Raw genomic sequence first — 18529 nt, 5'->3', positions numbered from 1 at the left:
TGCTTTATTCTCTTACTTCCTCGATAATCGACTGTCCTTCTGTTCCTTCATCATCCTGCCATTGCCATTTTTCATGCAGTCTGATGCGGCCGTCCGGCAATATTTCAGGGGTAGAGAGACATTTTCCGCCGCGCAGCTGATTTTTGTTATTCACATGGTTATATCTGAATTCTAAACATCCGTCTTCATTGGCAATTCCAATCAGCGTCCCCTGAATGATCTCTCCCCCGCCATAAGCAGCAGATATTATATTCCCTTCCTGTTTATAATGAAAAAATGTCTTTGATGAAACTTCACCATTATCTGTATTTTGCACAGATACAAAGGTACGGCCATTGTAGTTCATGAAAATATCCTCCTGTTATGTATCGATTTATAAATCCCCTCTTAAAATGGAGTACATATACAAATCATCAAATTTCCCGTTAGTATATTCATAATGCCTAAGCAGTCCTTCTCTTGTGAAGCCCTGCCTTTCAACCAGCTTCTGGGACGAAAGATTTTTTGGCTCGATCAAGGCTTCTATCCTTTCAAGCTCAAGGTGTTCAAAGCCGAATTGTAAAACCCTCTCAAGGGCTTCATTCGCTATTCCTTTTCCCCAATGCTCCCTGCTTAGTTCATATCCGACTTCGCATCGGTAATGTTTCGGATTCCTATTCAGGAAACCGCAGCTCCCAATGACCTTCCCAGAATCCTTTAAGGTGATGCCCCAGCGCATTCCTGTGCCATTTTTATAAATGGATTTATACCATTCTATTTCTCCAAGCACCTCCTCGGGAGTTTCACAGGCTGAGATTCCCATATGCTTTATAACCAGCTGATCTGACAGGTATACAAACATATCTTTTGCATCTTCTTCAGTTGCTTCTCTTAAAATTAATCTTTCTGTTTCAAGAATCGGAAATGCTTTTTCCAACGGACTGCCTCCTCTGCAAAATATCTATCTTCAACTATACCAAATTGCTGTAAAAAAATCCTATCATATGGAAATTACTTCAAAACCAGCTTTATCCATGTTACACTCTATTATTAGTAAAATATAAACAAAAGGAGAATTTCTGTGAAACGTTATGGTCTATGGCTGCTGTCTGCCGGATTGATTCTTTCCGCGTGCAGCAATGACAAAGAGAAAACAGCCGCTGATTCACCTGTTAAAGAAGAGCAAAAAAAAGAACAAAAGCAGGTAAGCATTTTAGCAGAGTCTAAGAATATTAATTTAGAGGTCTCTGAAGAAACCCTGCTAAATTTGCCTCCTGGAACCCTAATGGATAACCTTACATACGAAAAAGACATTGAAGCCATTGAAGTTATACCGGAAACTGATCCTGAACTTTTACGGAAGATGACGACCAAACTGGAAGAGCTGACGGAGGAAGCCAAAGATACAGACTCTATTAAAAAAGGGCTAATTTCCCTGCTGGCGAGTCCACATTATAAAGACATTATTGAAAAGTCCAATGCCTACAAACCCGATTTTGAAGAACCTTACCTGCCGGATCCCACCAAGTCAGAACCCGGAGAAGAAGAAAAAAAGGCAGCAGAACAGGCCATTATTCTTCTGGATGCCAGTTCATCCATGCTGCTGCAGGCAGACGGCAAAGTGAAAATGGATATTGCTAAAAGCGCCGTCAAGAGTTTCGCCCAGACGATTGGCCAAAGCAGTGATGTATCCCTAGTGGTCTATGGCCATAAAGGCTCTGAAGCAGACGCTGATAAAAAAATTTCCTGCTCTGGTGTTGAGGAAGTCTATCCTATGAGCAACTATTCCAAGAAGGAATTTCACGAAGCTGTTGATTCATTTGAAAGCAAAGGCTGGACGCCTCTTGCCGGCGCCATTCAAAAAGCAGCAGAAATGAGCAGCGGCTATGACGGCTCCACCACGATCTACATTGTCAGCGACGGTGCCGAAACATGTGACGGCGACCCTGTCAAGGCCAGCGAGCACCTTGTGAAAAACAACAGCAGCAATACTGTAAATATCATTGGGTTTGATGTAGACGGCAAGGCCGAGGATCAATTAAAAGCAGTAGCCGAAGCCGGCAACGGGGAGTACTTTAAAGCAGACAGTCCCGACGATCTGAAAGACACCATTCAATACGAGTGGCTTCCGTCTGCCGGTGACCTCGCATGGGCTTTTACAATGGCACCAAGCCCGTGGGAAATGATGGATGAATATAAAATCGGTGAAATTTATCCCCGCCAATTATTTACAATCGGCAGGCGTGAATCACACCGAATCCTGGATGCCGTCACCATTATGGGAGATAAGGGCTGGATCACGGATGAGCAGCGATCCGAACTCCGGGAATGGGGCTATGAACGCAGCGGCCAGATGAAGGATCTGTATATGAAGCTGCACGAAAAAAATCGGAATACAGCTGAAACGGAAAGTGATCAAATTAGACAAAGAGTAGACGAATGGGTTGAAAAAATGAAGGCTCTGAAGAAAGAACGCGGGGATATTTGGTGACAAAATTTCTTAAGAATGCTCCGGGCGGCATGCTCTGAGCATTCTTTTTTTACTCTTTGGGTATGAAAATAAAATTCCTCTTCAGCTCAGCCTCATTAATTGAGATCCGGTATGATAAATCTTTTGTCCGCAGTACATATTCTTTAATGCCAATAAATTCAGATTCAGCAATCAAGTAAAAGTGAGTTCCCTTTTTTAATCCTTTAAAATGATTCTTTAACTTATATTTTTTCATGATGCTCCTACATTCTATTTTTAAACTTCTCCGGCTTTTTTACATACCCTTCAATGATAAAACCGCAGCTAGTGCATATAACGTATTCAATATCAGAACCGAGACTCATCTTATCCACAGGAAACATGACGCCATAACCCGAATGCTTCCCTTTCCCCAGCTCATTAGATCTGCACTTTGGACAATTGTCTGCTTTCATATTCATTCTCCTTTCCCCTTCTTTTAGTAATTCATACGTTCAGAAGCAGGAAAAAGTTTCATGAAAACAGTAAATGCGGCTATTCAGCTGCTGTAAGTGATTCCTTTGATTTGAGCACCTGAATATAAACACCTGTCAGTGTCTGAGTCAGCAAAAAGATGGGGAAGGAATGAATGAGCTTATACCCTTTTTGCAGGGTAATAATATCCGCGGCCGTTAAAACCCATTGAAAAAAAACTCCAAAAAAGGCCCACACCAACACATAAACAAGGAACGTCTTATTGCTGATGTTCAGTTTTTCATATAGGTAAAAAAAGAAGTAGCCAAATGGGGCGAATAATATATAGTATAAAATATCTGTCACTTCATAATTATTTAGATCATTAATCTTATAAAAATCGGTTCTGCCCCCGCCTATGGTGAAATCATAAAGTATCCCGATAGCCATGCCCCAAAGCAAACTCAGCACTCTGATCTGCTTCGCCAGCCTGTCCGGCCTTCTTATAAGGAGAAAATAAACAAGATAGGCAGCAGCAACCATGAGTAAAAGATAAAGCTCATTGCCGCCGAAGTCCTTCCAGAATTTCATGCTTCATTCACCCCTCTTGTTTTAAGCTGCCCAAAATACTTCAGTAAGAATTGAACCACTAAATGCAGGAGGAATAAATAGATGATTTCATAGCCAATATTCCATTTTTTATAATCCACAATTCCAAAATACCTGGCAATCATCACAGCAGAAACAAGGAAAGCAACAGAAACCGCCACTTTAATAAACTTTGAACTCAGTGAAGGCGCTGTCCTTACTAAATTTAATGTGATTGCTAATGTAATTGGAAGCGTTATGCTTCTATGTATTAAAAAGGCGGAGTTGTTTAAGATCTGCTGGGAAATATGTGCCACATTCAGCTCTTCATATACAATCCACGTAACATTAATATGAATGACCATCGCTGCCAAATAAACAAAGGTATTTTCAATAAACGTCAGCTTCTTATTCATAGATGTAAACAGCACAAGCACCAGCCAGGCCAGAAAAACCAAAAGTACGAACCCCATGTAACACCAGCCCCATATTTTTTGGTTAGTATTGGCGGGGGGAGGGATAATTATTCTGTCGTGGCTCTCTTTAACTGTTTAGTCGGGGCTCGGTTCGGACTCAAATACTGTGATTTTTCCTTCTGTGCCCGAAGTTGGGTCGGGTTCTGACTCTAAGACTCCGTTTTTTGCCTTTTGTGTCCGAAGTTGGGCTGGGTTCCGACTCAAACACTTTGATTTCGGCTCTCTGTGTCCGAAGTTGCTACTGGTTCGGACTCAGATCTCTGGTTTCCGGCTTTCTCTGTCCGAAGTTGCTTCGTGTTCTGACTCAGACATTCAGGGTTCTGCTTTCTGTGTCCGAAGTTGGGTCGGTTCGACTCAGATCCCTTTTTTTCTGCTTCTTGTGTCCTAAGTTGCTCCAGCTTCTGACTCATACACTCCGGTTCCGGCTTTCTGTGTCCGAAGTTGCTCCTGATTCTGACTCAGATCTCTGGTTTCCGCCTTCTTGTGTCCGAAGTTGCTCCAGCTTCTGACTCATACACCCCGTTTTCTGCTTCCTGTGTCCGAAGTTGCTACTGGTTCGGACTCAAAAAATCTGTTTTCGGCTCTCTGTGTCCGAAGTTGGGCTGGGTTCCGACTCAAACACTCTGATTTCGGCTTTCTGTGTCCGAAGCCGCTGCTGATTCTGCGCCCAACACCAGCGCCCGCCTTCCTAAACAGTCTGCCGCTCAATCAGCTTCACTGATATTTCCTCATGAGTATGGCTTTCACTATTTATCGCTTGAAGCATCAGCTTTTTCCCCATTTCCACCAGAGGGATTTCAAGTGTGGTGATGTGCATGATTTTGGCTATCGGCTGGTTATCAAATCCCATAATCGCGAGATTCTCAGGGATGCGAATCCCTTTTTCCCTGCAGGTAGTGACGATTCCGGCAGCAGCAAAATCACTTGTTACCAGCAGCGCACTTGGGGGATTATCCATCTTCAATAACCGCTGAACTACTTCTTCGCCATGCTCAAAATTCAGACACTCATAAAAGATATAGTCTTCATTATATGACTCCCCAATTCGTTTTAAAAAATCTGCGTAGGCCTTTCCGCGCTTCCTGCTGTTGGCGCCGGATCTTCTTCCAATGCAATACCCGATTTTCTGATGCCCTTTATTATGTAAATACTCTAAAGCATTAGTGAACGTCATATAATGATCGATAAAGGTTGAAGATACATTCTGATTCCTTGCATCTTCACAAAGGACAATGGGGCCATACTCGGTAAACTGGCTGATGACCTCCCAGCCGCAGATTCTTGAACAAATGATTAAGGAATCAATTTGCTTATGCTGCAGCATTTTCAGAGCCTCAATTTCCCTGGCTTCCTCGTAATTGGTCTGAAAAAGAACTAGTTTATAGTTGTTTTTCATGGCTTCATTGGCAATCCCTTCTACCAGCAGACCGAAATAAGGGTGATTGGTAAAAGGAACAACCACTCCAATAAGAAGAGTCTCCCCTTTGCTCAAATGAACAGCATTGATATTCCGCTGATAATTGAATTCCTCCATCGCCTGCAGGACCGCTTCCCTCTTATCCTCCCTCACATAGGGATGATTATTAAGCACCCTTGATACGGTTGTAACCGACACTCCAGCTCTTTTAGCGATATCTTTAATATTTGCCATACACCCACCTGTTTTTTTCACTTTTTTACTTGCTATGAAATGCGTTTCATAAATTAAGCTTTTCTAAACAACTAAAGGAGGTTTCCTTCATGTTCATTCTATCAGGAATATTCTATCTGGTTTTATTATGCAGTTCTATTCTTACCCTGTCATCTATTCCTATTTCCCTCTATCCGAAAAAGAAGGCAAACAGGAACACTTATGTAAAAGATTACTACAGCTCTTTATTTGATGTCTACGGGGATAAGACTTAACCGGCAGGAGTTAAGACTCCCATTTTATGAGGTTTCCGTGTATAGTATCATGTATCCTAACCCGAAAGGAAGGCATGCAGTGTTCATTAAAATGACAAAAGAGCAGCAGCAAAAGATGATAGAGGATATCCAGATTTTCTTTTCAGAGGAAAGAGATGAGGATCTATCCGAGTTTTCTGCAGAAAGAGTATTGGATTTTGTTAAGGAGTCTTTGGCCCCGCATTTCTACAATGCAGCCATCGCTGATGTAAAGCATGTGGTGGAACAGCAATATGCTTCAATGGAGGATGAAATCCTGACGCTCGAGCGTCCTATTAAGTAGAGTTCAGCAAGGGAATCACCTATACGTGGGTGATTCCTTTTCCAATTTGCCGAAACAATCATGTAAATAAACTTTAATACTATGTCATTCTCCTGTTATTTTTCTGAAAGTGATCAGTGATATGATTATTTTGACTGCTGTATAGATTTTATAGAGAGCGAGCAAGAAAAATGAACATTACTGATGCTGTAGCACAAATGCATAAATCTGGAATAAAGGCGAATAGTGAAGACGTTGAGCGCTGGATAGAAGAGGGTAAATTAAAAGCGGAACGCAGCGCACGGAGGCAAATCAGCTACTCCATAAAGATGAAGGATCTCGCTGATTTCATCATCCGGGAAAAAGAAGTGCTGTATCGCCAAAAGCTAGAAGGAGTCCTGCTTCAGGTTAAAGACCTGAAAGGGCAAATCGAAATCCTGAATACCCGTGTCCAAATAGAGGAATCAAAAGTGAAATCATTGAAGAAAATGATTCAGGCACAAAAACTGATTGCCGATGAAGAAATAAAGCCCGCAAAGCTTCTGGACCTGAAGCCTGATGAGGATCTGCAAATCATCCGAAAAGAATTCAAAAAACTATTAAAAGCCCTCCATCCCGACCGCGGTGGAGATGAAAGGCTTTTTAAGGTGTTTAATGAACATTATAAAAACATCTTTTAACCGCTGGAAATGGAGTATACATGCAACATATTCCCCGCTCTGTGGAAGGATTTATCCTTTTTCATGCCTGCTTTCTCTGCAACACGGATCGATGCAAGATTATGAACGTTAATAATGGAAACCACCTTCCTGTAGTTTAAGCAGGTAAATCCATAATCTTTACAGGCTAGTGCCGCTTCCGTGGCGTAGCCTCTTCCCCCTTCCATTATTCCGCACATTCATAAACCGGAAAAGATTGTCCATCCCCATATCCATCTCTAACTTCATGAACAGCGATCTGACTAAATCCGCTATCTTTGAGCACTTTCTCGAATTCACCCGGTTCATAAAGCCGTATAGGAAAGTCCATCATCTCTGTTTTTTCCGTGATCCCCTTTCGAATGGCCTCATACTTTAGCTTGATCTGCAGGATTTTCGTTTCTTCCTCATAAGCTATTTTTCTATATTCTATAATGGTCTGCCCGTCAAACTCTTTCCTGTTCGTTTCCGCCCATTCGGAAACTTCTTCTATCTCATGATCTTTTTCCACAATAGTTAGGAGCATTTTTCCGTTTTCATTGAGGGCATTCTTAAGATTTTTAAGACTTTTATGTAACAGGGAATCAGGCAAAAGCGAAAAAGAACCATAAGGAATCATAACTAAATCATATTGTTCTTCACTTTTAAACTCTTCTATTCTCTCCTGAAATATAGTTGGCTTTAAGTTCAATGCATCAGCTTTTTCCCTGCATACCTTCAGCATATCTTCTGAGATATCAAAGCCATCAACCTCAATCCCATTCTGCATGAAAGGAATAAGCATTCTGCCATTGCCGCACATCGGCTCCAATACTTTCATTTCACTGTCTTTTACATATGACAGGTAAAAGCTCAATTCTGCACCCTCTGCCATTGATTTATCACTTTCATACATTTTTGTGCAAAGTTCACCGTAATAGGCAATCATTCATATCCCCCTGCTTTCGCTTTCTATGTCATCACTTATTCAACGTCACTGTGAGAATATCCTTTTTAGCAATAATCTGAAATTTCGTATTGCGAATTAAATTCAAAATCTTTAAAATAAAACAGAAACCATCTATGAAAATCGGGGAGACACACATGAACCGCAAAATTTTTCTGTATGTAAAAGCTTTTTCTGATCTTGGTACGTTCATGGACTTGATTGCCATTAATGTGCTTATGTATGTGGAAACCGGAAGCTCTGCCTGGCTTGCTGCCACAATGGCCTTCAGGACTCTTGGCGGCGTTTTATCCAGCCTTTTCTCAGGGATTCTCGCCGACCGATATGACCGGCGGAAAATTATGATTTGGACGGATGTTTTCCGGGCCGTTATCATTCTATGCTTAATTCCGTTTCCGAATCCCATCATGATTCTCATTGTCTGCTTCTTTATTGGTTTGACCTCAAGCTTTTTTGCGGTAAGCTACAGTGCCGAAATTCCGCAGATTTTTGGCCAGGATAAAGTGCTGGAGACAAATGCTTTGATATCCAGACTAACATCTGTCAGCCTGGTGTTTGGCTTTATCGGGGCTGGAGTCATCACTGATTTCCTCGGGTATGAGGTCACTTTAATACTTGATGCCGCAACCTACGTAATTTCGGCACTCGTTTTGGCAAAAATGAAGTGGCAAACTTCTGAACCAGCCTTGAATGAAGGAATCAGCAGCGGCTTTAAAGTAAAGCTGGCCGGCATTGGCCGGGATTTGAAGGAAGTTTATTCATTTATATTGCTTAAACCGATGCTGCTGCTTGTCAATATTATCTTCCTTATCGGGGCATTTGCAGGGGCTTCGCATAATTTAGGGATTCCGCTGCTGGCAGAAGAGATCGACATCAGCAAACAAAGCTTTTATTATGGGCTAATCTGGGGTGTATGGGGAATCGGGTCGGTCCTCGCAACCATCATTCTGCCAAGATTAAAAAGCCTCCAGGGGAACCGCCTTTATTTTGCCTGCTTTACAGCAGCCATGCTGATGTCCGCAGGATTTATACCTTGTTGTCAAATACTGGATTAGCGGTCATTCTGCCGTTTGCCTTTTTAACCGGTATTTTTGATGCGTGCTTCACTACTCTGCATGCCACCATCCTGCAAAAGACAAACAACCACATCAGAGGCAGAATTTTTGGAGTCGGCATGCTGTTAAAATCATTAGGTTTTGCCCTCGGATTTGTTGCCGCGCCTCTTGTACTGGAAGTATTATCATTAGCTGAAATGGTTTGGGTCTTCCATGGGACTTTAATATCCGCAAGCATTTTCGTCCTCATTTTTGCTGCAGGGATGCAGAAAAAAGGGAAGAGAATGAGTCAAAGTGTATAAGAAATAGCCCAGTTCATTCGCTGGGCCAATTTCACTTTTAATGACGAGGAGCAAACAGGATTACAGATGCACCTATAAGGCAAATCCCTGCGCCAAGCCAATCATAAAAGTCAGGTGTTTTTTTATCTATGCAGCATCCCCATAAAATGGACAGAATGATAAAAACACCTCCATATGCAGCATACACTCTTCCAAAAGACGGGAAGTTCTGGAATGCAGCAATAACACCGTATAAGGCAAGGATGACCCCGCCGGCGATTCCCCAGAAAAAAGGCTTTCCATCGCAGATCCATTGCTAAATTAAATAGCCTCCGCCAATTTCGGCGGCACCAGCCAGTATAAATAAAATAGTAGCCTGAAACCTTATTTCACTCCCGTGACTCTAGTTTACATATACTTACTCAAAAAGGTAAACCTCATCCCCTGCAGCAATCTTACCTGTTTTCAGGACGGTGGCATACACACCGAAGTAATTATTCCTTTTACTGATCACCTTTTTATGGAGGCTTGGATCTCTTTCCCCGCTTTCAGGATCTACTGTAATAATCATGCACCGCTCGCAATGCCGCTTCACTTTTAACTCCACATTGCCAATCTTCATCGTCTTCCCAAACCACTGATCCTCCAAAAAAGGTTCCTCCTTTACCAGGGAAAGCACCAGATTTGGCCGGAACCGCTGGAAGTCCAGCTTCTCTTTTCCCCATAGTTCTTTCATTTTTTTCAGGGAAGCGTCTGTCACTACTAAAATATTTTCTTCTTCAATTGCACCTTCTGGAACATGCATAGGACTATATTGCACCGGAGTAATTTCTGCTGATGAATGATTTTCTATGTCTTTAATCAATTGTTCATCATCCCAGGAGACCTGTATTCCATCCGGAGCTGTAATTCTAACAGGCGGATATTTGTTCCTATTTTCCTCACCCATAAACTCTGCTTTATACCGCACCATTTCCGGAAACTGAGTAATGGTCAAGTATTTACCTGGCCTGGACTTATCCAGATAGGCATGACTGCGATCCCCATACAGTCCATATTTCATTACATTCGTTTTATTCACGCTTTCCCCATAAAAGCTTTTCACCGGATAGCGGACAATCTCCCTAATATGTCCAATCAGCATTTTCATCAACTCCCCATTCAAGAACAAAAGCGCAAGCGCCTTGCTCTCCCCCGACACCTCGAAGGGGTAGGCGCTAAATCTAGACGTAGATAAATTCATCCACAAAGTTATAAACCTATCGCAATTTTATAATTGCTAAAAAGCAAAAAAATCCATGACAGCATTTTCGTCTATCATGGAAATCCTATTACTGCGGCCGTTTTGTTTGCCGCTTGGCTTTTTCATCCCTGTCTAACCTAATAATTTTTTCCCGGACATCTGGAGGTATGGAGGCAGAGGTCCGTTTTGACTCAGGTTTCATTCATCCACCTCCCCATTATTTAACGACTTTGTAGCGCTTATGGCTGATCACCGTTTTGATGGGCTCATCCTTTTTCGGATTGACCCCAAGCTCTACAATGACTGAGTTATCCCGTACCACAACTACTCTGCCTTTTTTCCCTTTTTCCGAACCGCTAATGATGCTAATCGTATCGCCAACATCCGCTTTCTTTCCACTGCTTACCTTATCTGTTTCTTCAGCCATCTCGATTCTCCTTTAAAAATAAATATATTTTTAACTATGTCGCTAGTATTGCCGTATTGGCCTTCTGCAAAACCCGATTTATTTTTTTGTTATCTTGTTAATATGAAGATCCTTCAATAAATTTAAGCCTGCCCGGATGATCATCATGATGCTTCCCGCAAGGAAAAACGAGATGGAAACCGTCTGGCTGACATCTGTCAAGAATAGTATACTTCCGATTAAATAAAGAACACCCAGGAGCATGTCATTTACAAATGAAACAGCCTGATATCGCTTTTCGATGACCATTTTGTAGCTGCCGATCTCAATATGCACATCCTCCTGCTGTTCCCTAACAATATTTCGTATCTTCATAAATAACACCCCCTGCATTGCCTTTTCCACATGAGGTGCCAAACATTCATGATTTTCCGGAAAAATGTTAAGAAAAATAATCCAGGACCAATGAAGCCAGCAAGCCGATCGCTGCGATAAATCCGGTCACCGGACCGCTGTCCTCAAAGGCTTCAGGCATCATCGTGGATGCAACCATGGCAATAATCGCGCCCCCTGCAAAACCTGCAATCCCTGACAGCACCTCTTCTGATGCTCCATCCAAAAATATGTATCCTGCCATTGAAGCCATTCCCGAAATGACAAATACCGAACTCCAAAGGAAAATGATTTTCTTTTTTGAATAACCGCTTTTTTTCATTCCTGAAGTACTAGAAAGCCCCTCAGGAAAGTTACTGATAAAAATGGCGGTGACTAAAAGAAAGCTGACCGAATCTGCTTCAAGCAGACTTGTTCCGATCATAATCGATTCTGGTATAGCATCCATAATGGTTCCCGCGAAAAGCACAATTCCGCTGCTGGCTGCTGCTTTAGGGCCAGACCTTTTCCTGTGCTGTGCCCCTTTTTTGGAAATTATTATATCAAAGAGGGTAAAGGTGACAGCACCCGCCATAAACCCAATGCCGGTCGGCAATAAACCGCCGTTATGGACCGACTCCCCAAGAAGCTCAAATGAGGCTGCACCAATCAGAACACCTGTACCGAATGCCATAATGTAACCGATCAATTTTTTCCGGATGGGCAGAAACATGGCTGCCAGCGCGCCAAGCAGTACCGCTGACCCTGAAACTGCGCCCCAAAATGCAGCATTCCACACCAGGACCACCCCCTTCTCGTTGTATTGTTTAATTATTTCCTTTTAGCCCACCCTAAAAACCACTATTCAGAATAAGATTAAAAAAGCAGAACCTTGAGGGTTCTGCTTTTTCTCTATCTAATGGTTTTTAATGCACCGCTCCAGGATACTACCTGGTCAATCATTGCTATCACATTATCGAGATGAAGATCTTGAGGTTTAAATACTGTACCATTTTCAAAATCAGTAAATAAAGACAATGTTGGATGCACGCGCACATCAGCGATCATTAATTCACCCATGATTCCTCGCAAATGTTCAGCAGCTCTCGCACCGCCGGTTGATCCATAGCTTACAATTCCTGCAGCTTTATTGTTCCAGGGTTCACGGGCCAGATCAAGTGCATTTTTTAATGCCCCTGTAATACTGTGGTTATATTCCTGAACGATGAAAATGAATCCATCCAGGCTACTAAGCTTCTCATTCCATGCAGCAATTCCTGGCGAATCCGCTTCACCTAAGAATGGCAGCTTGAAATCAGCGATATCTATAATCTCATAAACGGCATCACCGCGTTTATCGGCAATCTCTTTTACCCATGAACCAACCTGAGGGCTAACTCTCCCCTGACGTGTGCTTCCTAAGATAATTCCAATGTTTAATTTTTCGCTCATTGTTTGTTCCTCCTTAGATCTTCTCCCAAATAATTGATTAAAAAAACCCATGACTCACACCACCTGATGATAATTTATACTCCTAGAATAATTCGATTTCCTGAAGGGTCTTCCGTAATTACCTGATTATTTTCAACTGCTGCAGCCGCGCCCAGCTTTTTCAAATTTTCCACTGCCTGATCTATAGCTGCTTCATTTTCCAAAATGAGCTTGAAGGATTGAAGTCCGGCACTATTCTGTGAAGGCTGCGGAGCTCCTACTCCATTCCAGGTATTCAAACCAATATGATGGTGGTATTTTCCGCTTGAAATGAATAATGCCTGTGTTCCATATCTGCAGACCGCTTCAAACCCCAGTCCCTCTGTGTAAAATTTTTCGGTATTCGCCAGTTCAGCCACATGTAAATGAATATGTCCCATGACCGTACCGGCGGGCAAGCCCTTCCAGGACTGCTGCTGCCCAATTGACAGCAAGTCAGGAAAGTCCAGCGGATCGACGGTCATCATAACTTCCCCGTTTTTCCATGTCCAATCGGAAGGACTGCGGTCAATGTAAATTTCTATTCCATTTCCATCTGGATCAGATAAATAGAGTGCTTCACTGACAAGATGGTCGGATGATCCAAATTGCAGCCCGATTTCGACGAAATGACGCACTATTTTAGCCAAATCGGAGCGCTTTGGAAGCAGCAGAGCGAAATGATACAAACCAGTTGTTCTTCCCATTTTGGGTTCAGCGTTTTCCGGCTCTTCAATCCTCAGTAATGCGGTTTTGCCATCAGCAGTCAGCTCGGCAGTTCTATCTGTTTTTGATAACACTTTAAATCCAATTACCTCTTTATAGAAAGCCAGTGACCGTTCCAGATCTTGAACTTTAATATTGACCTGCGCAACAAAGGTTATCGGTTTTTGATGAAAGTTCATGCTAATTTCTCCTCCCATTAATTTGCTTTAGATTGTATTAACTTGCTACCAAGAGACAATGGTGATTCCTTTGCTAAAACAAAATAAATTGATGCGGCAAGCAGTACTAAATCTAATTCATAACCGGCCATTTGACCATTTCCCAACAGACCTAGAGGCAGCTTAGCAGTAAAGATAGCTCCGAGCATGATGACAGCAAATAATACAGAAACAATTTTTGTCCCAATTCCCAGAATAAGCGCTATTCCTCCTGCCAGCTCGATAACGGCAACGATATAAGCCATAAAACCTGGAATACCTATACTATCGAAGAAACCAGCTGTATTGCTGATGCCTCCCTGAAATTTTGATAAACCATGAATAAAGAAAATAAAACCTAAAATTGCACGCAGAATGAAATTGCCTAATTCGTTTTTGTTCATGTTTGTTCCTCCTTGGTTAGTTAAGTTTACTTTTTTGTTAGTTACTTACTTTATGTAAGTTAGTATATAATTTAAATTAAGTATCGTCAAGTAATTATTTTATTAATAGTTATTTAATTATTTTTGGTTTATGATTATAATAATAAACAAGGAGTGATACGGATGGAGAAATCACTAATTTGTCCAAGATTTGAAAAAGCCATTGGCATACTGAGCCAGCGTTGGACCGGATTAATCATCTATCAATTACTTAACGGGCCACAGCGTTTCTGCAGCATCGAATCCTCAATAGGGATTAGCGGCAAAGTTCTTTCAGACCGGCTAAAGGACCTGGAAAATGAGGGAGTCGTAAAACGCAATGTCTTCCCTGAAACTCCTGTAAGAATTGAATATTCCTTAACAGAAAAAGGCCTTGCCATGGAGCCGTTAATGAAAGAAATAGAAAAATGGTCACAGACCTGGTTAGAAGCTTAAAAAAGAGTCTTCCCGCTCGGGGAAGACTCTTTTTTTGCGTTATCATTTTGGTGACGGGTTTTGAATGGATGGCAGCCGGGTTCCGACTTAGACTTATCTGGATTGGCGCTGGGTTGGGACTCAGAATTTGTTTTTTGTGTCCGAAGCTGGGCCGGGTTCGGATTGATTTTTGCTTTTTGAGTCTGAAGGTGCATAGAGTTCGGACTCTAATCCTCAGATTTCCTCTTTCTGTGTCTGAAGTTGTCCCAAGTTCGGACTCAGAATCCTAGATTTCGTCTTCCTGTGTCCGAAGGTGCACTGGGTTCGGACTCTTGTCCCCGGATTTCCTCTTTCTGTGTCCGAAGGTGCACAGAGTTCAGACTCTTGTCCCCGGATTTCTTCCTCTTTCTGTGTCCGAAGGTGCACCAGGTTCGGATCAAAACCTTGGATTCTCGCCTTCTGTGATTGAAGATGCCCTCAAACCTCACTCTGCCTCTTCGAAGCCGACACCTGGTTCGAACTCCAACTCTGATGTACTTATCCAAACAGCCTCACACTTCAAACTATTTTCCATTTATCTCTCTAATATACTGCTTTACAACTTCATACACATAATCCTGATTAGCTGCCGCGGTGTTGGGATCGTATTTGCCCCCGTTTGTCTTGTTATTGGAAAGGACGCGAATTCCCAGGAATGGAACATCGTATGCTCCTGCAATCTGCGCTGCTGCGGCACCTTCCATTTCTTCTACCGATGTTCCGTAGTTTTCGTGGAACCAGTTGATGCGGTCCACTTCATTATTCCATAAGTCTGCTGAACCAATGGTTCCTTCGACTACCTTGCCCTTTGTGTACTTATCTTTAACGGCATTAGCTGCAGCCAGCAGATTTTCATCACCTTCAAAATAACGGATCTTTTCCGCATCAGGGTCTTCACCTGCACTTCCTTCAGAAGCCATCAGATCCATAGGAATCCAATTGGTTGGCTCGATCCCTTCCCCTTCTTCCAGATGTCCCGTCTTTAATGATCCAATATTGACTGTTCTTTCACCTAATACAATATCATACACATTCAGGCTAGGATCATGGCCGCCGGATGTTCCCTGATTGATGATTGCAGCGGGATCATATTTTTCAATGGCGATCGCGGTAGCGGCAGCTGTATTTTCCATGCCCTTTCCTGTCTTGGCAACGATCACTGGATACTTGTCCAATTTTCCTTTGTAGAAAACAAAATTCCCTGATTTTTCAACCTTAACCTTGTCTAATCGCTGGGCAAATTTTTCAGCCTCGATCGGCATTGGTCCTTGAATAAGAATTGGCTTTTGTGCCCCTTCTGCTTCTGTTTCAAATTTCGGTGCTGATGTGCACCCTGCAAGCATGGATACGGACAGGACTGCGATTGCAGCTATTGATGCTAATTTCTTTTTCATATTACGTTCTCCCCTTCTCCTGATGTCTGATGCACCCGTAGTGCTAGTAATAGAAATAGGCCTGAAAAAAGCAGAATGATTTCTACCTTCCAGACCATAGAGTTAAAGCAGCTGCCAAAAAAGAATACAGCTTTTTCCTATACTTTAACCCGTAGTCCGGTTCTTTCATTGGGAACCAGGTAGAAACGCTCAGACCATATTACCGAGCATATACGAGTGATGTTTTTTATAAGATTACTTTGCTAATATAACAAATAACCCTTACAAAATCAATCTAAAAACGAACATTTAGTCCATTAATCCTATTTAATGTTCGTAATTAAAAAATACACAATAAAACCTCCAGCTGAAAACTGGAGGTCGCATTCATTATGCAGCTTTCTTCGCTTCAGAAGAATTTGACTGGCTGCCGCCCTTTATGGCTGCAGCAGCAAGACCGATCAGACCGCCTGCAATAGCAGGGAGAATCCAGCCTAACCCAACATCATATAAAGGAAGAATTGCACTAAATAGGTCATTAATTGGTGCGAATGTAATGCCTGCTGCGTTCAAGCCATCAAACAAACTTACCACAAATGTGAATAGCATGCTTCCCTGATATACTTCTTTCCTGCCTTTAAATACCGGGTGAAGGAAAGTAAGAGCCATCAGTGCAATCGCCAATGGATAGATTCCCACCAATACAGGTACAGAAATAGCGATAAGCTGGCTTAATCCGAAGTTGGCAAAAACGGCGCTGAATATAGATAAAACCACTACGAACATTTTGTAAGAAACTTTTGGCATCAATTTATTGAAGTATGAAGAGCACGCTGTGATCAGACCGATGCTGGTAGTCAGACAAGCGCCAAACACAATTAGACTTAGAAGCAGTGCACCAAATGAGCCAAAGTAATGCGCAGACGTACCTGATAGAACAGCACCGCCGTTATCCAATGCTCCCAGACCGCTGACACTTGAGGCTCCAATAAAGGAAAGCGATGTATAAATGACTGCTAATAAACCGGAAGCAATTACACCTGCTTTGGCAATAGATACCATAATTTCCTTCTTTGTTTTAGCTCCTTTTTCCTTTACAGCATTTACGACAATAATCCCGAATACAAATGCTGCTAATGCGTCCATCGTAAGATAGCCTTCCTGGAATCCTTTAAAGAATGCACCGTTCACATAGGCTTCTGCCGGAGCCTGGAATGCACCCATTGGATTAAAGAAAGCCGCACCGATCAAAACTGCTATAACAATTAGGAGAATAGGTGTTAAATACTTTCCTACGATATCAACAATTTTTGAAGAATTCAAAGAGAAAAATGCTGTAATCCCAAAGAAAATAATTGAAAAAATAATTAAGCCGACTGAACCGCTTCCTTCTGACAGATAAGGCTTAATGCCGATTTCGTATGAAACGGTAGCTGTTCTCGGAATAGCAAAAAGTGGTCCAATTGATAAGTACAGGGCAACTGTAAAACCCAGCCCGAACAATGGATTGACACGGCTTGCCAGCGATTGCAAATCACTTTTTCCCGAGAATCCCAAAGCCAGGATGCCAAGCAGAGGCAATCCCACACCCGTTATAATGAATCCTGCGTTCGCTGACCATACATTGGTTCCTGCCGATTGGCCCAGCATTGCAGGGAAAATTAAGTTTCCTGCCCCGAAAAATAAGGCAAAGAGCATAAATCCAACTGTCACAGTAAATGAGAATGGTATTTTGTTCGTCATATTTATTTCCTCCTATTAACAAGGCTTTAACCCTAACAATCTATCAAATTTAAATTTTCTGAAATTATAGTGCGGTAATATTATTGTTTTTGCACTCTAGTAATATATTGCATAACTCAAGATAACATATTCAAAATACTTATGCAATATATCGCATAAAACTTTTTGTCGAATCATGCGATATATTGAATTTTTTAAGATACTTCTATATACTAAATTTATATTTTATTTGGAAATAACTATAAATCCGCAGGAAAATTGCTAGAAATGAAAAGGTGGTCACAGCTATGCCAATACCCTCTAATTATTCATCACCTACTCGTGTATCCGCTAAAGATCGCGCCTTCTCACAGATCCAGGAGTGGATTATTGACGGGACACTTCAGCCTAAGGAAAAATTAAACGATGCTGATCTTGCCAAAGCGTTAGGAGTCAGCCGCACCCCTATCAGAGAAGCGCTTCAGCTGCTGAATGTTCAGGGATTTGTCGAAATGTTCCCCGGTGTGGGAACTCAAGTCACGTCAGTTAACCCGGAAGATATCAGCAAGATCCTGCCCCCTTTAGGCGTACTTCAGGCTCTAGCTGCAGAATTGGCAGCTCCTGTTATCAGCCAGGAGACAATCAATATTCTCAGGGACATCAATCATAAATTCGCCAAAGCTCTTATGGCGGGAGATACCTTCTCAGCTTTGAAGCAGGATGAGAAGTTTCATAATATCATTATCGAGCTTGCCCAGAATCCTTATATTTCTAATACAGCTTCCATGCTGCAGGCCCATGTCATGCGGCTATACTATAATAAAACCATTATTCTAAAAGAACGTTCTATTGAAGAACATGAAGATATATTAAAAGCTTTTGAACAAAAAGACAGAGAAAAGGCCGGAAATATCGCACGTGTCAATTGGCTTCGGGCAATTGACGAGTACTACTCCGGGGAAAAATAATCAA

26 protein-coding genes, 1 pseudogene and 1 riboswitch are annotated in these 18529 nt (G+C 42.1%); of the genes and pseudogenes, 8 read left to right on the top strand and 19 right to left on the bottom strand.

Annotated elements, in window-relative coordinates:
- Positions 1-4: 4 nt before the first annotated feature.
- Both NYE23_RS05570 and NYE23_RS05565 read right to left on the bottom strand, forming a co-directional pair.
- Positions 5-346 (bottom strand): n-acetylglutamate synthase, encoded by a 342-nt coding sequence (locus NYE23_RS05570; protein WP_341076081.1) that lies wholly within the window; start codon positions 344-346, stop codon positions 5-7.
- 27 nt (positions 347-373) lie between these two features.
- Positions 374-916, bottom strand: coding sequence for a GNAT family N-acetyltransferase (locus NYE23_RS05565; protein ID WP_341076078.1), 543 nt, complete (start codon positions 914-916; stop codon positions 374-376).
- 144 nt (positions 917-1060) lie between these two features.
- Here NYE23_RS05565 and NYE23_RS05560 point away from each other — a divergent pair, with 144 nt between their 5' ends.
- Positions 1061-2470, top strand: a complete 1410-nt coding sequence (locus tag NYE23_RS05560) for a vWA domain-containing protein (RefSeq protein ID WP_341076077.1) — start codon at positions 1061-1063, stop codon at positions 2468-2470.
- 49 nt (positions 2471-2519) lie between these two features.
- Here the strand turns inward: NYE23_RS05560 and NYE23_RS05555 are convergent, their stop codons facing one another.
- From NYE23_RS05555 to NYE23_RS05535, 5 genes are all read right to left on the bottom strand, one after another.
- Positions 2520-2705, bottom strand: coding sequence for a hypothetical protein (locus NYE23_RS05555; RefSeq protein WP_163140913.1), 186 nt, complete (start codon positions 2703-2705; stop codon positions 2520-2522).
- A 7-nt stretch (positions 2706-2712) separates the two neighbouring features.
- On the bottom strand, positions 2713-2910 hold the full coding sequence (locus tag NYE23_RS05550) for a transcription initiation factor TFIIIB (protein WP_341076074.1): 198 nt from the start codon (positions 2908-2910) through the stop codon (positions 2713-2715).
- Positions 2911-2983: 73 nt separating this feature from the next.
- Positions 2984-3493, bottom strand: coding sequence for a hypothetical protein (locus NYE23_RS05545; RefSeq protein ID WP_341076073.1), 510 nt, complete (start codon positions 3491-3493; stop codon positions 2984-2986).
- Positions 3490-3963, bottom strand: coding sequence for a hypothetical protein (locus NYE23_RS05540; protein ID WP_341076072.1), 474 nt, complete (start codon positions 3961-3963; stop codon positions 3490-3492). Before NYE23_RS05540 ends, NYE23_RS05545 begins: the two co-directional genes overlap by 4 nt.
- A 691-nt stretch (positions 3964-4654) precedes the next feature.
- A complete protein-coding gene (locus NYE23_RS05535; protein WP_341076071.1) occupies positions 4655-5617 on the bottom strand; it encodes a LacI family DNA-binding transcriptional regulator in 963 nt (320 codons plus the stop codon).
- A gap of 89 nt (positions 5618-5706) precedes the next feature.
- On the opposite strand from NYE23_RS05535, the gene NYE23_RS05530 reads away from it, so the two are divergent.
- From NYE23_RS05530 to NYE23_RS05520, 3 genes are all read left to right on the top strand, one after another.
- Entirely contained in the window at positions 5707-5871 is a 165-nt protein-coding gene (locus tag NYE23_RS05530) for a hypothetical protein (RefSeq protein WP_341076070.1), read from the top strand.
- Between the two features lie 79 nt (positions 5872-5950).
- Complete coding sequence (locus NYE23_RS05525) at positions 5951-6193, top strand: DUF2164 domain-containing protein (protein ID WP_341076069.1); 243 nt, start codon at positions 5951-5953, stop codon at positions 6191-6193.
- Between the two features lie 170 nt (positions 6194-6363).
- Complete coding sequence (locus tag NYE23_RS05520; protein WP_341076066.1) at positions 6364-6852, top strand: J domain-containing protein; 489 nt, start codon at positions 6364-6366, stop codon at positions 6850-6852.
- Here the strand turns inward: NYE23_RS05520 and NYE23_RS05515 are convergent.
- A complete protein-coding gene (locus NYE23_RS05515; protein ID WP_341076064.1) occupies positions 6849-7058 on the bottom strand; it encodes a GNAT family N-acetyltransferase in 210 nt (69 codons plus the stop codon). The two genes, NYE23_RS05520 and NYE23_RS05515, sit on opposite strands and share 4 nt — an antisense overlap.
- A complete protein-coding gene (locus NYE23_RS05510; protein ID WP_341076063.1) occupies positions 7058-7798 on the bottom strand; it encodes a class I SAM-dependent methyltransferase in 741 nt (246 codons plus the stop codon). Before NYE23_RS05510 ends, NYE23_RS05515 begins: the two co-directional genes overlap by 1 nt.
- A gap of 155 nt (positions 7799-7953) precedes the next feature.
- On the opposite strand from NYE23_RS05510, the gene NYE23_RS05505 reads away from it, so the two are divergent.
- A complete protein-coding gene (locus NYE23_RS05505; protein ID WP_341076062.1) occupies positions 7954-8871 on the top strand; it encodes an MFS transporter in 918 nt (305 codons plus the stop codon).
- Positions 8853-9173, top strand: a complete 321-nt coding sequence (locus tag NYE23_RS05500; RefSeq protein WP_341076061.1) for a hypothetical protein — start codon at positions 8853-8855, stop codon at positions 9171-9173. The genes NYE23_RS05505 and NYE23_RS05500 overlap by 19 nt, the downstream gene beginning before the upstream one ends.
- Positions 9174-9210: 37 nt before the next feature.
- Here NYE23_RS05500 and NYE23_RS05495 read toward each other — a convergent pair.
- The 8 genes and pseudogenes from NYE23_RS05495 to NYE23_RS05460 form a co-directional block, all read right to left on the bottom strand.
- Positions 9211-9540: pseudogene (locus NYE23_RS05495) on the bottom strand (YnfA family protein).
- Between the two features lie 30 nt (positions 9541-9570).
- On the bottom strand, positions 9571-10296 hold the full coding sequence (locus tag NYE23_RS05490; protein ID WP_341076059.1) for an MOSC domain-containing protein: 726 nt from the start codon (positions 10294-10296) through the stop codon (positions 9571-9573).
- A gap of 316 nt (positions 10297-10612) precedes the next feature.
- The gene (locus NYE23_RS05485; protein WP_035329457.1) at positions 10613-10822 is read right to left on the bottom strand and encodes a DUF2187 family protein; all 210 of its coding nucleotides are present in this window, start codon (positions 10820-10822) and stop codon (positions 10613-10615) included.
- 78 nt (positions 10823-10900) lie between these two features.
- Positions 10901-11176, bottom strand: a complete 276-nt coding sequence (locus tag NYE23_RS05480; protein WP_341076058.1) for a YrhK family protein — start codon at positions 11174-11176, stop codon at positions 10901-10903.
- 67 nt (positions 11177-11243) lie between these two features.
- Positions 11244-11972, bottom strand: coding sequence for a ZIP family metal transporter (locus tag NYE23_RS05475; protein WP_341076055.1), 729 nt, complete (start codon positions 11970-11972; stop codon positions 11244-11246).
- A 113-nt stretch (positions 11973-12085) separates the two neighbouring features.
- Complete coding sequence (locus NYE23_RS05470) at positions 12086-12676, bottom strand: NADPH-dependent FMN reductase (RefSeq protein ID WP_341076054.1); 591 nt, start codon at positions 12674-12676, stop codon at positions 12086-12088.
- A 23-nt stretch (positions 12677-12699) separates the two neighbouring features.
- On the bottom strand, positions 12700-13548 hold the full coding sequence (locus NYE23_RS05465; RefSeq protein WP_341076053.1) for a VOC family protein: 849 nt from the start codon (positions 13546-13548) through the stop codon (positions 12700-12702).
- 17 nt (positions 13549-13565) lie between these two features.
- Positions 13566-13970, bottom strand: coding sequence for a DoxX family protein (locus tag NYE23_RS05460; protein ID WP_341076052.1), 405 nt, complete (start codon positions 13968-13970; stop codon positions 13566-13568).
- 162 nt (positions 13971-14132) lie between these two features.
- Between NYE23_RS05460 and NYE23_RS05455 the strand changes: the two genes are divergently transcribed.
- A complete protein-coding gene (locus NYE23_RS05455; RefSeq protein WP_048010760.1) occupies positions 14133-14444 on the top strand; it encodes a winged helix-turn-helix transcriptional regulator in 312 nt (103 codons plus the stop codon).
- 542 nt (positions 14445-14986) lie between these two features.
- On the opposite strand, the gene NYE23_RS05450 is transcribed toward NYE23_RS05455, so the two are convergent.
- Positions 14987-15856 (bottom strand): 5'-methylthioadenosine/S-adenosylhomocysteine nucleosidase, encoded by an 870-nt coding sequence (locus NYE23_RS05450; protein WP_341076050.1) that lies wholly within the window; start codon positions 15854-15856, stop codon positions 14987-14989.
- Between the two features lie 132 nt (positions 15857-15988).
- Positions 15989-16092, bottom strand: a riboswitch (purine riboswitch).
- 133 nt (positions 16093-16225) lie between these two features.
- On the bottom strand, positions 16226-17578 hold the full coding sequence (gene brnQ, locus NYE23_RS05445; protein ID WP_341076049.1) for a branched-chain amino acid transport system II carrier protein: 1353 nt from the start codon (positions 17576-17578) through the stop codon (positions 16226-16228).
- Between the two features lie 287 nt (positions 17579-17865).
- Here brnQ and NYE23_RS05440 point away from each other — a divergent pair, with 287 nt between their 5' ends.
- Positions 17866-18525 carry a GntR family transcriptional regulator gene (locus NYE23_RS05440; RefSeq protein WP_341076048.1) on the top strand — a complete coding sequence of 220 codons (660 nt, stop codon included), beginning with the start codon at positions 17866-17868 and terminating at the stop codon, positions 18523-18525.
- Positions 18526-18529 lie beyond the last annotated feature (4 nt).

Origin of the sequence: Cytobacillus sp. FSL H8-0458 (assembly GCF_038002165.1) — a bacterium.
Lineage (GTDB): Bacteria > Bacillota > Bacilli > Bacillales > Cytobacillaceae > Cytobacillus.
The sequence above is the reverse complement of the archived record's forward strand: the minus strand, read 5'-3'. Positions and strand labels throughout refer to the sequence as shown.

What these genes read in the sequence shown, in the direction of transcription:
- brnQ (WP_341076049.1), bottom strand. Translation starts at nt 17,578, where the DNA reads ATGACGAACAAAATACCATTCTCATTTACTGTGACAGTTGGATTTATG.
- NYE23_RS05450 (WP_341076050.1), bottom strand. Translation starts at nt 15,856, where the DNA reads ATGAAAAAGAAATTAGCATCAATAGCTGCAATCGCAGTCCTGTCCGTA.
- NYE23_RS05530 (WP_341076070.1), top strand. Translation starts at nt 5,707, where the DNA reads ATGTTCATTCTATCAGGAATATTCTATCTGGTTTTATTATGCAGTTCT.
- NYE23_RS05480 (WP_341076058.1), bottom strand. Translation starts at nt 11,176, where the DNA reads ATGAAGATACGAAATATTGTTAGGGAACAGCAGGAGGATGTGCATATT.
- NYE23_RS05520 (WP_341076066.1), top strand. Translation starts at nt 6,364, where the DNA reads ATGAACATTACTGATGCTGTAGCACAAATGCATAAATCTGGAATAAAG.
- NYE23_RS05505 (WP_341076062.1), top strand. Translation starts at nt 7,954, where the DNA reads ATGAACCGCAAAATTTTTCTGTATGTAAAAGCTTTTTCTGATCTTGGT.
- NYE23_RS05455 (WP_048010760.1), top strand. Translation starts at nt 14,133, where the DNA reads ATGGAGAAATCACTAATTTGTCCAAGATTTGAAAAAGCCATTGGCATA.
- NYE23_RS05570 (WP_341076081.1), bottom strand. Translation starts at nt 346, where the DNA reads ATGAACTACAATGGCCGTACCTTTGTATCTGTGCAAAATACAGATAAT.
- NYE23_RS05515 (WP_341076064.1), bottom strand. Translation starts at nt 7,058, where the DNA reads ATGGAAGGGGGAAGAGGCTACGCCACGGAAGCGGCACTAGCCTGTAAA.
- NYE23_RS05490 (WP_341076059.1), bottom strand. Translation starts at nt 10,296, where the DNA reads ATGCTGATTGGACATATTAGGGAGATTGTCCGCTATCCGGTGAAAAGC.
- NYE23_RS05545 (WP_341076073.1), bottom strand. Translation starts at nt 3,493, where the DNA reads ATGAAATTCTGGAAGGACTTCGGCGGCAATGAGCTTTATCTTTTACTC.
- NYE23_RS05555 (WP_163140913.1), bottom strand. Translation starts at nt 2,705, where the DNA reads ATGAAAAAATATAAGTTAAAGAATCATTTTAAAGGATTAAAAAAGGGA.
- NYE23_RS05470 (WP_341076054.1), bottom strand. Translation starts at nt 12,676, where the DNA reads ATGGGTTTTTTTAATCAATTATTTGGGAGAAGATCTAAGGAGGAACAA.
- NYE23_RS05460 (WP_341076052.1), bottom strand. Translation starts at nt 13,970, where the DNA reads ATGAACAAAAACGAATTAGGCAATTTCATTCTGCGTGCAATTTTAGGT.
- NYE23_RS05550 (WP_341076074.1), bottom strand. Translation starts at nt 2,910, where the DNA reads ATGAATATGAAAGCAGACAATTGTCCAAAGTGCAGATCTAATGAGCTG.
- NYE23_RS05510 (WP_341076063.1), bottom strand. Translation starts at nt 7,798, where the DNA reads ATGATTGCCTATTACGGTGAACTTTGCACAAAAATGTATGAAAGTGAT.
- NYE23_RS05540 (WP_341076072.1), bottom strand. Translation starts at nt 3,963, where the DNA reads ATGGGGTTCGTACTTTTGGTTTTTCTGGCCTGGCTGGTGCTTGTGCTG.
- NYE23_RS05485 (WP_035329457.1), bottom strand. Translation starts at nt 10,822, where the DNA reads ATGGCTGAAGAAACAGATAAGGTAAGCAGTGGAAAGAAAGCGGATGTT.
- NYE23_RS05535 (WP_341076071.1), bottom strand. Translation starts at nt 5,617, where the DNA reads ATGGCAAATATTAAAGATATCGCTAAAAGAGCTGGAGTGTCGGTTACA.
- NYE23_RS05440 (WP_341076048.1), top strand. Translation starts at nt 17,866, where the DNA reads ATGCCAATACCCTCTAATTATTCATCACCTACTCGTGTATCCGCTAAA.
- NYE23_RS05465 (WP_341076053.1), bottom strand. Translation starts at nt 13,548, where the DNA reads ATGAACTTTCATCAAAAACCGATAACCTTTGTTGCGCAGGTCAATATT.